At 55.2% G+C, this 13,366-nt stretch carries 14 protein-coding genes and 3 tRNA genes; 11 read left to right on the forward strand and 6 right to left on the reverse strand.

From position 1 onward, the window contains the following. Window positions 1-27: 27 nt before the first annotated feature. Together fhuF and HF650_RS03690 are read right to left on the reverse strand one after the other, a co-directional pair. Window positions 28-816 (reverse strand): siderophore-iron reductase FhuF, encoded by a 789-nt coding sequence (gene fhuF / locus HF650_RS03685; RefSeq protein WP_187801229.1) that lies wholly within the window; start codon window positions 814-816, stop codon window positions 28-30. A gap of 102 nt (window positions 817-918) precedes the next feature. Then, on the reverse strand, window positions 919-1,983 hold the full coding sequence (locus HF650_RS03690) for a GGDEF domain-containing protein (RefSeq protein ID WP_187801230.1): 1,065 nt from the start codon (window positions 1,981-1,983) through the stop codon (window positions 919-921). Window positions 1,984-2,229: 246 nt separating this feature from the next. On the opposite strand from HF650_RS03690, the gene HF650_RS03695 reads away from it, so the two are divergent. Next, window positions 2,230-2,469, forward strand: a complete 240-nt coding sequence (locus HF650_RS03695; protein WP_187801231.1) for a DUF1435 domain-containing protein — start codon at window positions 2,230-2,232, stop codon at window positions 2,467-2,469. A 33-nt stretch (window positions 2,470-2,502) separates the two neighbouring features. On the opposite strand, the gene HF650_RS03700 is transcribed toward HF650_RS03695, so the two are convergent. From HF650_RS03700 to rsmC, 4 genes are all read right to left on the reverse strand, one after another. Further along, a tRNA-Leu gene (locus tag HF650_RS03700) sits at window positions 2,503-2,589 on the reverse strand. 31 nt (window positions 2,590-2,620) lie between these two features. Beyond that, window positions 2,621-2,707: transfer RNA gene (locus HF650_RS03705), tRNA-Leu, on the reverse strand. Between the two features lie 28 nt (window positions 2,708-2,735). Further along, window positions 2,736-2,822 (reverse strand) — tRNA-Leu (locus HF650_RS03710). A 164-nt stretch (window positions 2,823-2,986) separates the two neighbouring features. Beyond that, the gene (rsmC, locus tag HF650_RS03715) at window positions 2,987-4,018 is read right to left on the reverse strand and encodes a 16S rRNA (guanine(1207)-N(2))-methyltransferase RsmC (protein ID WP_187801232.1); all 1,032 of its coding nucleotides are present in this window, start codon (window positions 4,016-4,018) and stop codon (window positions 2,987-2,989) included. A 445-nt stretch (window positions 4,019-4,463) separates the two neighbouring features. Between rsmC and HF650_RS03720 the strand changes: the two genes are divergently transcribed. The 10 genes from HF650_RS03720 (at window position 4,464) to deoA (ending at window position 13,360) form a co-directional block, all read left to right on the forward strand. Continuing rightward, entirely contained in the window at window positions 4,464-4,877 is a 414-nt protein-coding gene (locus HF650_RS03720) for a DNA polymerase III subunit psi (RefSeq protein ID WP_187801233.1), read from the forward strand. Beyond that, on the forward strand, window positions 4,846-5,286 hold the full coding sequence (gene rimI, locus HF650_RS03725) for a ribosomal protein S18-alanine N-acetyltransferase (protein WP_187801234.1): 441 nt from the start codon (window positions 4,846-4,848) through the stop codon (window positions 5,284-5,286). The genes HF650_RS03720 and rimI overlap by 32 nt, the downstream gene beginning before the upstream one ends. Window positions 5,287-5,304: 18 nt before the next feature. Further along, complete coding sequence (gene yjjG, locus HF650_RS03730; protein WP_187801235.1) at window positions 5,305-5,982, forward strand: pyrimidine 5'-nucleotidase; 678 nt, start codon at window positions 5,305-5,307, stop codon at window positions 5,980-5,982. A gap of 91 nt (window positions 5,983-6,073) precedes the next feature. Beyond that, entirely contained in the window at window positions 6,074-7,663 is a 1,590-nt protein-coding gene (prfC, locus tag HF650_RS03735; RefSeq protein WP_187801236.1) for a peptide chain release factor 3, read from the forward strand. Window positions 7,664-8,041: 378 nt separating this feature from the next. Continuing rightward, entirely contained in the window at window positions 8,042-8,659 is a 618-nt protein-coding gene (gene osmY / locus HF650_RS03740; protein ID WP_023480446.1) for a molecular chaperone OsmY, read from the forward strand. A 127-nt stretch (window positions 8,660-8,786) separates the two neighbouring features. Then, a complete protein-coding gene (locus tag HF650_RS03745) occupies window positions 8,787-8,948 on the forward strand; it encodes a DUF1328 family protein (protein ID WP_023480205.1) in 162 nt (53 codons plus the stop codon). 118 nt (window positions 8,949-9,066) lie between these two features. Then, window positions 9,067-10,137 (forward strand): patatin family protein, encoded by a 1,071-nt coding sequence (locus HF650_RS03750; protein WP_187801237.1) that lies wholly within the window; start codon window positions 9,067-9,069, stop codon window positions 10,135-10,137. After that, window positions 10,134-10,925: a TatD family hydrolase gene (locus HF650_RS03755; RefSeq protein ID WP_187801238.1), complete on the forward strand. Its 792-nt coding sequence runs from the start codon at window positions 10,134-10,136 to the stop codon at window positions 10,923-10,925. Before HF650_RS03750 ends, HF650_RS03755 begins: the two co-directional genes overlap by 4 nt. Before the next feature lie 247 nt (window positions 10,926-11,172). Next, the gene (deoC, locus tag HF650_RS03760; RefSeq protein WP_187801239.1) at window positions 11,173-11,952 is read left to right on the forward strand and encodes a deoxyribose-phosphate aldolase; all 780 of its coding nucleotides are present in this window, start codon (window positions 11,173-11,175) and stop codon (window positions 11,950-11,952) included. 85 nt (window positions 11,953-12,037) lie between these two features. Next, a complete protein-coding gene (deoA, locus tag HF650_RS03765; protein ID WP_187801240.1) occupies window positions 12,038-13,360 on the forward strand; it encodes a thymidine phosphorylase in 1,323 nt (440 codons plus the stop codon). Window positions 13,361-13,366 lie beyond the last annotated feature (6 nt).

Consider the following 13,366-nt stretch of genomic DNA (forward strand, 5'->3'; position numbering starts at 1 on the left):
GCCCCGTTTTTATTCCAGCGTACAACGCTATTTCAGCGTGCAGTCGCCGCACTGCTGAACATCCGGCAGGCGGTAGCGCTGGCAGCATGTCCGGCGCACCAACGCGCCGTCGCGCAGCACTACCGTGCGCCACAGCGGGTTATCGCTGCCGTCGGCAAGCGCTTTTTCAAAAAAGCAGGTCTGGCGCAGGGCCGCCAGCCGGGTTTCGCCAATAAGCGGCATCATCTCGCCCAGATACCAGTTAATCAAATAGCCGGTGTTGCTCCAGATTAGTTTGCCATTGATGTCGCCCGTCGCTTCCAGCGCCTTGATAACGGGCTGAATTGTGTGTGTAACCAGAGCGGCAATACGCTCGGCATCACTTTTCAGCGTCAGGCTGTGATCCTGCTGGACATCGATCCAGAAGCAGGCGGCGCGCCCGCTTTCATGAAATTCAACATGGAAGTTATCAGGGTCTAAATCCAGCGCGCTCTTTTGCGTTAACAGCGTCAGCAAAAGCGGCGGTACCATCAGCCCGAGATACCATTGCGCCCACAGCGAGAGCAGCGGTTTGCTTTCACGCGGCTGGGTGGGATTGTTTCGGTAAATATGATCGGCGTAGGTAGCGATAAGCGAGCTTAATGCCGTCGGGCGCGACCACTCCGCCAGCGTCATCGTATGGTGAGGGGCGGCTTCGTTAAGGCGCAGGTAATCGAGCAGGTGGGCCCGCGTGCTGGCAATGGCATCACGCATGGCAATGGCCAGCGAATCACGCTCATCATAGAGCGGGCTTTGCCAGATAACATGTTGCGTAATCGATGCGGTACGGTATGCCATAGCCCCAGCTGGAGAAGGAATCTAAATGATAATGATTGCCAATCCTATCCAGAGGTGAAACCGATAGCAAGATGTTTATCGTAAAGTTAGCGCCAGCGCACGTCAGGCCAGCTGTAAGTCTCCGCTGACCAGAATACTGTTACGACCTAAATGCTTGGCCTCATACAGTGCTTTATCCGCCTGCGTCAGCGCGGCATCAATATCGTTATTCTGCAACGGCGCAATGCCGATACTGACGGTGACATTGGTGGCGACACTCTCGTTAAACATATGCGGGATCTTTAGATCGTAGACCCGCTGGCGGATATGCTCTGCGGCCAGACGCGCCTGCTCCTGATCGATATTGTTTAATAAAATCATGAATTCTTCCCCGCCAAAGCGAGCCACAATATCCCGTGAGCGCACGGCATCGCGCAGGGCGGCAGAGACGCGGATAAGCGCCTGGTCGCCCATCATGTGCCCGTAATGGTCGTTATAGGCTTTGAAGTGATCGATATCCAACAGCAGAACAAAACGGCTGCTGTCATCAACGGCAAGCAGGTTATCGAGCTTATGCTGTAATCCACGGCGGTTATAGAGACCGGTGAGCGGGTCCAGCATGCTCAGGTCGTTCAACGTTTTCCGCTCCTGCATTAACCGCTGCATCAAGGCGCGGGCAAAATTATCGTTGCGCTTCTGAATCGCATGCTGAATAGCAATCCCGATGACGGGGAGAGAGAAGCTATAAATGAGACGCATGCAGCTCTCCGACTCATTCAGCCATAAGCTGGTCACAAAAAGCGGTAGCGAGTGGAGCAGGAAGGCGATGACATTATTGGAGAAGGCGATAGTGCCGATAAAGAGAACGCTAAGCAGCGCCACCAGCAGATATGCTGAAGCATCATCGCCTATCAGTTTCGCTTTAAGAACAACATGCCACGCCCACAGGCAGCCAAACAGCAGTGAGATCAGTGTGATGTTGATTTTGCTTCTGGGGTAAAATTTGTGCCACGCGGGTAGCACCGCGCTGAGCGTGAAGATCGCGCCAACCGGCAGCGTTACGGCGTGCAGATTATAGAGCGGCACCACCATAGAGAAGAGTGCTGAAATGGCGTTGAGCAGTAAAAAGAGACGTAGGGACAATCGATATCTCTTATTACAAAGAGATTGCCATGTTTGTGATGTCATACCTATAGGTCGTATTTATCCGCAGTTTTTCAGTGCGTTATGAGTCATAGAATAAAGTGGCGCAATGAAATCGTCATCGCGAAAAATTAGTGATAAGAATTTTTATTTAAGCGGTGCTTAATTTATCACCTTCCTCAATGGCTGTCATTAGAAGATGCAGAATCTTCCAGCGGTATGCCTCTACTGACAAATGAGAAAATTTATCATATGTTATTGGTTATCATTCGTAATTGAAGAGATGAAGCCATGTTGCAGCGTGCGTTGGGAAGTCGTTGGGGGATCGTTTTTCCGGGCCTCATTGTGACCGCATTAGCGATGGCAGACCTGTCGGTTAATAGCTGGCGCGCGGTGATATTACTGGGTTTATTATTGACGCCAGTAATGCTTTACCATAAACGCTTGCGTCATTACGTTCTGTTGCCATCAGGCATTGCTCTGAGCGGCGGAGTCATTTTGATGCTACTGAATTTGAAAATGATGATGTAACTGAGGGAGGAGAAGAGAGGTGAGCAAGATATCTGGTGCGAGGGGGGGGACTTGAACCCCCACGTCCGTAAGGACACTAACACCTGAAGCTAGCGCGTCTACCAATTCCGCCACCTTCGCACAGTCATCTTACTTGTAGATATCGCCTCGTTGGTGCGAGGGGGGGGACTTGAACCCCCACGTCCGTAAGAACACTAACACCTGAAGCTAGCGCGTCTACCAATTCCGCCACCTTCGCACAGTGCGAGCGATATCTGCGTGGTTTATGGTGCGAGGGGGGGGACTTGAACCCCCACGTCCGTAAGGACACTAACACCTGAAGCTAGCGCGTCTACCAATTCCGCCACCTTCGCATACCATCGATACCAGAAGTATCGTTACCACGGAGGCGCATTCTAGATGTTTTCAACTTTTCGTCAACAGTTAATTGCGCGCGGAGTCGTCGATTGCTGCAAAAATGGGCGTCGGCTAACAGGTGAGGGAATTCACCCGGCGAGCAGGCCCGCCGGGGGAGGGCTTATTTCTTCAGCGCCTGGCGCGTCATCACGGTGCGGTAAACCTTAAAGCGTCCGGTCTGCGCGATCACTTCATGGAAACCGAAGGTCTGATCCAGCACGTCCGGATAGGGCAGGAAGGCGTTCGCCACAATGCGCAACTCACCGCCGCTGTTAAGGTGACGCACCGCGCCACGGATCAGCGTTTGCGCCGCTTCCAGGCTGGTCTGCAACCCGTCATGGAACGGTGGATTGGAGATGATCATATCGAAGCGACCGGTCACTTCAGAGAAGACATTACTGGCAAAAACCTCGCCCTCGAACCCGTTTGCCGCAAGCGTCGCGCGGCTGGCTTCGATAGCCGGGGCCGAAACGTCACACAGGGTTAAACGCACTTTCGGCGAATGGCTCGCCAGCGCCGCTGCCAGCACGCCTGTGCCACAACCGACATCCAGCACCTTGCCTTTAGTATGCGGCGTCAGGGTGGAGAGCAGCAACTGGCTACCCACATCCAGCCCGTCGCGGCTGAAGACGCCCGGCATGGTTTTAATCGTCAGGGAGTCCAGCGCATACTCACCCCAGAAGCCGTCAGGATCAAAGGCCGGATTCTTATCGAGGCGGCCATGATAAAGCCCGCAGCGACGTGCGCTGTCGACTTTATTCAGTGTGCAATACTCCGCCAGCATTTGCTCGGCGCTGCGCACGCCGCTGCGGTTTTCGCCAACGACAAAAATATCCGTGCCCACCGGCAGCAGAGAGAGCAGATTGATCAGCTGGAACAGCGCTTCCGGCTTATTTTTCGGCCAGTAGTAAATAAGCGTATCGCTCTCGCCAATCATCGCGCTATCCGCCACCAGGCTAAAACTGGCGCGCTCGCCCATCTGCTGGCTCAGGGTTTGCCACTGATGGAACTGCTGGGTCCAGGCACGGCTCCCGGCACTCTCCAGACGCGCAGGCAGGTCGTCCTGCAGATCACCGGCAAAAAGAATATGGTTAGATTCGAAATCATCACTGTGGCGCAGCAAGACTTCACTTGCCGGGGTAAAAGCAGACATTACGTGTTCCTCTTTAAACTGAGCCAGGGATTATACACGTTATCCTTCGCGCTGCCTCTTTGTTGGCAGCGTCTTCATACCCCAGTCACTTACTCTTGTAAGCTCCTGGGGATATTCATCCTTGCCGCCTCGACGCAACACGAATGATTTTGTGTAACACGTTATCCTTCGCACTGCCTCTTTGTTGGCTGCGTCTTTATACCTCAGTCACTTACTCTTGTAAGCTCCTGGGGATATTCATCCTTGCCGCCTCGACGCAACACGAATGATTTTGTGTAACACGTTATCCTCCGCGCAGCCTCTTTGTTGGCTGCGTCTTCATTATGTCTAAGTGAAACCGTTTTATTCTCTTTCACTTAGTACCTCTTCCACGATAACCGCGTGTTGATGGCGCATTTTCGACGAGTTTGTTATATTTGCGCGCCTGATACAGGAGTGTTTCACGATGACTTCCCGACGCGACTGGCAATTACAGCAGCTGGGCATTACCCAGTGGACCCTGCGCCGCCCGACGGCGTTACAGGGCGAGATCGCCATTTCGCTGCCCGCGCATGTTCGTTTGGTAATGGTCTCGGCGGCGCTGCCTGCATTAAACGATCCGCTTGTCACCGACGTGCTGCGTGCCCTGACCGTAACGGCAGATCAGGTGCTGCAACTCACCCCGGATCGCGTCGCGATGCTGCCGCCCGAGAGCCATTGCAACAGCTGGCTGCTGGGCATTGATGCGCCGCTGCCGCTGTCGGGCGCGCAAGTCTCGACGCCCGCTGTTGATGAGCTACGCGCAAACCCTGCGGCACGCGCCGCGTTATGGCAACAAATCTGCGAACATGAACACGATTTCTTCCCTCAGCACGACTGATCTGCCCCGCGCTTATGAAATAGAGACCCGGGCGCACGCCTTTCCCTGGAGCGAAAAAACGCTTGCCAGCAATCAGGGGGAGCGCTACCTCAACTATCGGCTGATGGTAGGTGACGAGATGGCGGCTTTCGCCATTACGCAGGTGGTGCTTGATGAAGCCACGCTGTTCAATATCGCCGTCGATCCCGCCTGGCAGCGCCAGGGGCTGGGGCGCCAGCTGCTTGAGCACTTAATTAGCGAGCTGGAAAAGCGCGATGTGTTGACGCTGTGGCTGGAGGTTCGTGCCTCTAACCGGCCCGCCATCGCGCTGTACGAGAGTTTAGGCTTTAACGAAGCGACCATCCGGCGCAACTACTATCCCACGGCCCACGGGCGTGAGGATGCCATCATCATGGCGCTTCCTCTGTAATTGAATAAAGGTGATGTAATGAAATGGGACTGGATACTCTTTGACGCTGATGAAACGCTCTTCACCTTCGACGCGTTTGGCGGCTTACAACGGATGTTTCTTGACTATAGCGTGACATTCACCGACCAGGATTTCGCAGAATATCAGTCTGTTAATAAGCCTTTATGGGTCGATTACCAGAACGGCGCGATCACCGCGTTGCAGTTGCAGCATAAGCGTTTTCAGAGCTGGTCCGAGCGGCTGGATGTGCCGCCGGGCATGCTGAATGAAGCGTTTCTCAACGCGATGGCGGAAATCTGCGCGCCGCTGCCGGGCGCGGTGTCGCTGCTCGACAGCCTGAAGGGCAAAGTGAAAATCGGCATCATCACCAACGGTTTTACCGCCTTGCAGCAAATTCGCCTGGAACGCACCGGAATGCGCGACTATTTTGATCTGTTAGTGATCTCTGAACAGGTGGGTGTGGCCAAACCGGATCCACGGATCTTTGAGTATGCGCTGAAGCAGGCTGGTAACCCATCCCGCGATCGCGTCTTAATGGTTGGCGACACGGCGGAGTCGGATATTCTGGGCGGCATCAACGCGGGGCTATCGACCTGCTGGCTCAATGCCCATCACCGCGCGCTGCCTGAGGGTATCCACCCGACCTGGACGGTGACGTCCCTGAACGAACTGGAGCAACTCCTGTGTAAACATTGATTGTCTGCACTCAACCGTTGAGTACAATAGCCGCATTTTTCGTCTTTAACGCGGGGCTCAGTGCCGCGCAATTACACAGAAGAACTTAATTATGACGTTGTCTCCTTATTACCAAGAGGTGGCGAAGCGCCGCACGTTCGCTATCATCTCGCACCCCGATGCCGGTAAAACCACCATCACCGAAAAGGTGTTGCTGTTCGGACAGGCGATCCAGACCGCCGGTACGGTAAAAGGCCGTGGCTCCAACCAGCATGCAAAATCTGACTGGATGGAGATGGAGAAGCAGCGTGGTATCTCCATCACCACGTCCGTGATGCAGTTCCCGTACCGCGAGAACCTGATCAACCTGCTCGACACCCCGGGGCACGAAGACTTCTCCGAAGATACCTACCGCACCTTAACCGCCGTTGACTGCTGTCTGATGGTGATCGATGCGGCGAAGGGCGTCGAAGATCGTACCCGTAAGCTGATGGAAGTGACCCGTCTGCGCGATACGCCGATCCTCACCTTTATGAACAAACTCGACCGTGACATCCGCGATCCGATGGAGCTGCTGGATGAGGTGGAGAGCGAGCTGAAGATCGCCTGTGCGCCGATCACCTGGCCAATCGGCTGCGGCAAGCTGTTTAAAGGGGTTTACCACCTCTATAAAGATGAAACCTACCTTTATCAGACCGGTAAAGGCCACACCATTCAGGAAGTGCGCATCGTTAAAGGGCTGAATAACCCGGAGCTGGATGCCGCCGTTGGCGAGGATCTGGCCCAACAGCTGCGTGATGAGCTGGAGCTGGTGCAGGGTGCCTCCAACGAATTCGACCAGGATCGCTTCCTGAGCGGCGCGCTGACGCCGGTCTTCTTCGGCACCGCGCTGGGTAACTTTGGCGTCGATCATATGCTGGATGGCTTAGTTGAGTGGGCACCGGCACCGATGCCGCGTAAAACCGATGTACGCGAAGTGAAAGCGGACGATGAGAAGTTCACCGGCTTTGTCTTTAAGATCCAGGCCAACATGGATCCGAAGCACCGCGACCGCGTTGCCTTTATGCGCGTGGTATCCGGGCGCTACGAAAAAGGGATGAAGCTGCGCCAGGTGCGTACCGGTAAAGATGTGGTGATCTCCGATGCGCTGACCTTTATGGCGGGTGACCGCTCGCACGTTGAAGAAGCCTATCCCGGCGACATCATCGGTCTGCACAACCATGGCACCATTCAGATTGGCGACACCTTCACACAGGGTGAAATGATGAAGTTCACCGGCATCCCGAACTTTGCCCCTGAACTCTTCCGCCGTATTCGCCTGCGCGATCCGCTGAAGCAGAAACAGCTGCTTAAAGGCCTGGTTCAGCTTTCAGAAGAGGGCGCGGTACAGGTCTTCCGCCCGATTGCCAACAACGATTTGATTGTCGGCGCGGTCGGTGTGCTGCAGTTTGATGTGGTGGTCGCGCGTCTGAAGAGCGAATACAACGTCGAAGCGGTCTATGAGTCCGTCAACGTGGCAACCGCGCGTTGGGTCGAGAGCGGCGACGTGAAGAAGTTTGAAGAGTTTAAGCGTAAGAATGAGATCCAGCTGGCGCTTGATGGCGGCGATAACCTCACCTATATCGCGCCAACCATGGTTAACCTTAACCTGACACAAGAGCGTTACCCGGAAGTCACCTTCCATAAAACCCGCGAACACTAATCCCTCTACGGAGCGCGGCAGATGCTGCGCTCCGGCCTCTTTTCCACGCTGCCGTTTCTTGCGGAAAGTTCTTAAAACCCTCGCTTTTTCTGTCTGTTGCTCGCTTTTTATCCACTCCAACAGGATCTTTGTCGAGAGTGATCTATATTTAACAAAGTGATGACAAGGTGTGTGGCCGAAAGTACTGCTTAATACGTTTTTAATGGTCTTTTATCCACTCAATCCATCACAGGATAACATTAACAACTGCATCAACGCAGCGATTTGCCGGAATGTGATCGCAACCATTGACGTTGATAGGGTGAATTTCACCGCAGCAGTTGGCAGCTTCTTGCTGCTTCAGCCCAAATGGTGGGCAAACATACAGGAATAACATCGATGACTATGACAAAGCTGACTCTTTCTAAAACCCTGCTGGCTATCACGCTGGGCTCTGTTCTGACCACGGGTTCTGCCCTGGCGGCGGAAACCACCACTGATAAAGCGCAAAGCACCGCGTCCAGTGCAGGGGACAAAATTGATAGCTCTATGAATAAAGTCGGTGGATTCATGGACGACAGTACCATTACTGCAAAAGTTAAAGCAGCGCTGGTCGATCATGAAAGCATTAAGAGCACCGATATCTCCGTGAAGACGGATAAAAAAGTGGTAACCCTGAGCGGTTTCGTCGAAAGCCAGAAACAGGCTGAAGAGGCGGTTTCCGTGGCGAAAGGTGTAGAAGGTGTGGCTTCGGTAAGCGACAAACTGCACGTTCGTGATGCGAAAGAGAGCACCGCGAAAGGTTACGCGGGTGATACCGCCACCACCAGCGAAATTAAAGCGAAGCTGCTGGCCGATGAAAACGTCCCGTCCCGTATGGTGAAAGTGGAAACCACTGACGGCGTCGTTCAGTTATCCGGCACGGTAGAGTCCAAGGCTCAAAGTGAGCGCGCTGAAAGCATCGCCAAAGCAGTCGACGGCGTGAAAAGCGTGAAGAACGACCTGAAAGTTAAATAAGAGTACGTGAAAAATCCGCGCCTGGCGGTGTCCGGGCGCGATAGATACTTAGCAGGAAACATCGCGGATGGGCATCCTGAGGGCCCATCACATGCGGTCGACATTAACTATGGTTAAGGAGAGTTTTATGTTTCGTTGGGGCATTATTTTTCTGGTTATCGCGTTAATTGCCGCCGCTCTGGGCTTTGGTGGTTTGGCAGGTACAGCAGCCGGTGCGGCGAAAATCGTCTTCATCGTTGGTATCGTTCTGTTCCTGGTCAGCCTGTTCATGGGTCGTCGGCGCCCGTAGCGTTAAACACGCTTAAACTTCGGTTACATTAAAGCCAGTCCTCGTGACTGGCTTTGCTGTTTCAGGGTCTTAAATATTGCGCTACTTTGTTGTGACAATTGCTTAAAAGGAAAACGAAGTGGGGCAACATATTCCCATCACGCTCGGCAATATTGCGCCGCTGGCGCTGAAACCCTTTCGACCGGGACGTCTGGCACTGGTGTGCGAAGGCGGCGGCCAGCGCGGTATTTTTACTGCGGGCGTGCTGGATGAGTTTATGCGCGCCGACTTCAACCCTTTCGATCTCTTCTTCGGCACTTCTGCCGGGGCACAGAACCTGTCGGCCTATGTCTGTAACCAACCGGGGTATGCGCGCAAAGTGATTATGCGCTACACCACGCGACGGGAATTTTTCGACCCGCTGCGCTTTGTGCGCGGCGGCAATCTTATCGATCTTGACTGGCTGGTTAACGCCACTGCGACAGAGATGCCGCTGGCGATGGATTATGCCGTGCGCGCCTTTGATGCCGGGAAGGCCTTTTACATGTGCGCCTGCCGCCAGGATGATTATTCGGCCGAGTATTTTGTACCTAATCACCAGACATGGCTTGATCTGATCCGCGCCTCAAGCGCCATTCCTGGCTTCTATCGCACCGGTGTGGCGCTGAGCGGCGTAAACTACCTTGATGGCGGCGTCAGCGACGCCATACCCGTACAGGAAGCCACGCGGCGCGGGGCCGATACCATCGTGGTGATCCGCACCGTACCGTCGCAGATGTACTACACGCCACAGTGGTTTAAGCGTATGGAGCGCTGGCTCGGCGAGAGCAGCCTGCAGTCGCTGGTCAACCTGGTGCAGCATCATGAAAAGAGCTATCTCGCCACGCAGCAGTTTATTGAATCCCCGCCGGGCAAGCTGCGCATCATCGAAATCTACCCGCCGAAGTTGTTAAAAAGCATGGCGCTCGGCAGCCGTTTACCGGCGCTGCGGGAAGATTATAAAATTGGCCGCTTATGCGGGCGCTACTTTCTGGCGACGGTGGGCAAGCTGCTGGCCGAAACGCCGCCGCTGCTGCGCTATACGCCGGTCGTCGCGCCGACAACACGCGTGGTGCCGCCCGCTGAGGTGGCGAACGACGCCCTTGATCTGCCGCTGGTGAGCGCGCCGGAGGCCAACGATATTTCGCTCAATAATGAGGACAGCGCGTGAGTTTCCGTTTTATCGATACCCACTGCCATTTCGATTTCGAACCCTTTAAAGGCGATGAAGCGGCCAGTATCGCCCGCGCGGCAGAGGCGGGCGTCGAGCGCATTATTGTGCCCGCCATCGCTGCCCGCTATTTTGACCGCGTCTGCAACCTTGCGCGGCAGCATCACGCCCTCTATGCCGCACTGGGCCTCCACCCGATTGTGGTCGAGGAGCATACGCAGCAGAGCCTGGAAGAGCTGGATGCGCTGCTCGCCACCCGGCCTGATAAGGTGATCGCCATCGGCGAAATCGGCCTCGATCTTTATCGCGATAATCCGCAGTTTGAGCGCCAGCAGGAACTGCTTGATGCGCAGCTAAAAATGGCGAAGCGCTATGATTTGCCGGTTCTTCTTCACTCCCGCCGCACCCATGACAAGCTGGCAATGCACCTGAAAAAGCATAACCTGCCGCGAACTGGCGTGGTGCACGGCTTCGCCGGTAGCCTGCAACAAGCGCAGCGCTTTATCGATCTGGGCTACGCTATCGGCGTTGGCGGCACCATTACCTATCCACGCGCCAGCAAAACCCGCGATGTGATGGCGCAACTGCCACTCGACTCGCTGCTGCTTGAAACCGACGCGCCCGATATGCCGCTCAACGGTTTTCAGGGGCAGCCCAATCGCCCCGAGCGGGCGGCAAAGGTTTTCGAAACTCTGTGCGAGCTACGATCAGAAGCGCCGGATGTGATTGCAAACGCTCTGTTTCACAATACGCAACGCCTCTTCGCTCTGCCTGATTCGCGGCTATAACGCTTTTTCGTCGGCAGGCTGGTTCGCCTGTGTTAAAATTCTCACACTCAAATGGCGTGGGCTTACTACGGCCGCTCTTACGTCTTCTTGCCTTTCTATGGCGAAATAAGTTGATCAATGTCGCGTTGCGGTTATGCAAGCATGAGCAAACTTTTTGCTAACTGTGATGCATGTCGAAGTGTAATTGTGAGTGAATGTTAGAATACTCACAAACCGAACTAAAACGGCTGATGCCGTCGGAGAGAATATGACTGATTTAACTGCCAGCAGCCTGCGCGCGCTGAAACTGATGGACCTGACCACCCTGAATGATGACGACACCAATGAGAAAGTCATTGCGCTGTGTCATCAGGCGAAAACCCCGGTCGGCAATACCGCCGCGATCTGCATCTACCCGCGTTTTATCCCGATTGCGCGTAAGACCCTGAACGAGCAGGGCACGCCGGAGATCCGCATCGCCACCGTCACCAACTTCCCGCACGGTAATGACGATATCGATATCGCGCTGGCAGAAACCCGTGCGGCCATCGCCTACGGCGCGGACGAAGTTGACGTTGTTTTCCCTTACCGCGCGCTGATCGCCGGTAACGAGCAGGTCGGTTTCGATCTGGTGAAAGCGTGTAAAGAGGCCTGTGCGGCAGCGAATGTGCTGCTAAAAGTGATTATCGAAACCGGTGAATTGAAAGAGGAAGCATTGATCCGCAAAGCTTCTGAAATCGCCATCAAAGCCGGGGCTGATTTTATTAAAACGTCCACCGGTAAAGTGCCGGTCAACGCCACCCCTGAAAGTGCGCGCATCATGCTGGAAGTGATCCGCGATATGGGCGTGGAAAAAAGCGTTGGTTTTAAACCGGCGGGCGGTGTGCGCACCGCGGAAGATGCGCAGCAGTACCTGGCGATTGCTGATGAACTGTTTGGTGCCGACTGGGCCGATGCGCGTCACTACCGCTTTGGCGCGTCCAGCCTGCTGGCGAGCCTGCTGAAAGCGCTCGGTCATGGCGACGGTAAAAGCGCCAGCGCTTACTGATGTTTGCCTGATGGCGCTGCGCCATCATTTGCCGCATTGCCGGGCTCAACCGTTGCCCGGCCCTCTCTATCCTCAGGGGGTTACCTTGTTTCTCGCTCAAGAAATTATTCGTAAAAAACGCGATGGCATCGCGCTGAGTGATGAAGAAATCCGTTTCTTTATCAACGGAATTCGCGATAACACCGTTTCTGAAGGGCAGATCGCCGCGCTGGCGATGACCATTTTCTTCCACGATATGAGCATGCCGGAGCGCGTCTCGCTGACCATGGCGATGCGCGACTCCGGTACCGTGCTTGACTGGAAAAGCCTCGATCTTAATGGCCCGGTAGTGGATAAGCACTCCACCGGCGGCGTGGGCGATGTGACATCACTGATGCTTGGCCCGATGGTGGCGGCCTGCGGCGGCTATATCCCGATGATCTCCGGGCGCGGCCTCGGCCATACGGGCGGCACGCTCGATAAGCTGGAAGCGATTCCGGGCTTTGATATTTTCCCCTCTGACCAGCGTTTTCGCGACATCATCAAAGAGGTTGGCGTGGCGATTATCGGCCAGACCAACTCGCTGGCTCCGGCAGATAAGCGCTTCTACGCCACCCGCGATATTACCGCCACCGTTGACTCTATCCCGCTGATTACCGCCTCGATCCTCGCCAAAAAACTGGCGGAAGGTCTCGATGCGCTGGTAATGGATGTGAAGGTGGGCAGCGGAGCGTTTATGCCGACCTATGAGCGTTCAGAACAGCTGGCAGAAGCGATAGTGGGCGTTGCCAACGGTGCCGGCGTGCGCACGACTGCGCTGCTGACCGATATGAATCAGGTGCTGGCCTCCAGCGGCGGTAACGCGGTGGAAGTGCGCGAAGCGGTGCAGTTCCTGACGGGAGAGTACCGCAACCCGCGCCTGTTTGAGGTGACGATGGCGCTCAGCGCTGAAATGCTCATCTCTGGCAAACTGGCGAAAGATGAGGCTGACGCGCGCGCGAAGCTGCAAGCGGTGCTGGATAACGGTAAAGCGGCCGAGATCTTCGGGCGCATGGTGGCGGCGCAGAAAGGCCCGCATGATTTTGTTGAGCACTACGATCGCTATCTACCGACGGCAACCCTGAGCAAAGCGGTGTACGCCGATGATGAAGGGTTTGTCAGCGCGATGGATACCCGCGAGCTGGGTATGGCGGTGGTCTCCTTGGGCGGTGGTCGCCGCCAGGCGTCCGATACCATTGATTACAGCGTTGGCTTAACCGATATGGTGCGCCTCGGTGAACAGGTTGATGGCCAACGTCCGCTCGCCATTATTCACGCTAAAGATGAAGCCAGCTGGCAGAGCGCCGCGCAGGTGGTGAAAGCGGCGATAAGTGTGAGCGACCGCGCACCAAAAGAGACCCCGACGGTCTATCGCCGCATTACTGAATAGCGGTAT

The organism is Kosakonia sp. SMBL-WEM22 (assembly GCF_014490785.1).
Lineage (GTDB): Bacteria > Pseudomonadota > Gammaproteobacteria > Enterobacterales > Enterobacteriaceae > Kosakonia.

What these genes read in the sequence shown, in the direction of transcription:
- fhuF (WP_187801229.1), bottom strand. Translation starts at nt 816, where the DNA reads ATGGCATACCGTACCGCATCGATTACGCAACATGTTATCTGGCAAAGC.
- HF650_RS03690 (WP_187801230.1), bottom strand. Translation starts at nt 1,983, where the DNA reads ATGACATCACAAACATGGCAATCTCTTTGTAATAAGAGATATCGATTG.
- HF650_RS03695 (WP_187801231.1), top strand. Translation starts at nt 2,230, where the DNA reads ATGTTGCAGCGTGCGTTGGGAAGTCGTTGGGGGATCGTTTTTCCGGGC.
- rsmC (WP_187801232.1), bottom strand. Translation starts at nt 4,018, where the DNA reads ATGTCTGCTTTTACCCCGGCAAGTGAAGTCTTGCTGCGCCACAGTGAT.
- HF650_RS03720 (WP_187801233.1), top strand. Translation starts at nt 4,464, where the DNA reads ATGACTTCCCGACGCGACTGGCAATTACAGCAGCTGGGCATTACCCAG.
- rimI (WP_187801234.1), top strand. Translation starts at nt 4,846, where the DNA reads ATGAACACGATTTCTTCCCTCAGCACGACTGATCTGCCCCGCGCTTAT.
- yjjG (WP_187801235.1), top strand. Translation starts at nt 5,305, where the DNA reads ATGAAATGGGACTGGATACTCTTTGACGCTGATGAAACGCTCTTCACC.
- prfC (WP_187801236.1), top strand. Translation starts at nt 6,074, where the DNA reads ATGACGTTGTCTCCTTATTACCAAGAGGTGGCGAAGCGCCGCACGTTC.
- osmY (WP_023480446.1), top strand. Translation starts at nt 8,042, where the DNA reads ATGACTATGACAAAGCTGACTCTTTCTAAAACCCTGCTGGCTATCACG.
- HF650_RS03745 (WP_023480205.1), top strand. Translation starts at nt 8,787, where the DNA reads ATGTTTCGTTGGGGCATTATTTTTCTGGTTATCGCGTTAATTGCCGCC.
- deoC (WP_187801239.1), top strand. Translation starts at nt 11,173, where the DNA reads ATGACTGATTTAACTGCCAGCAGCCTGCGCGCGCTGAAACTGATGGAC.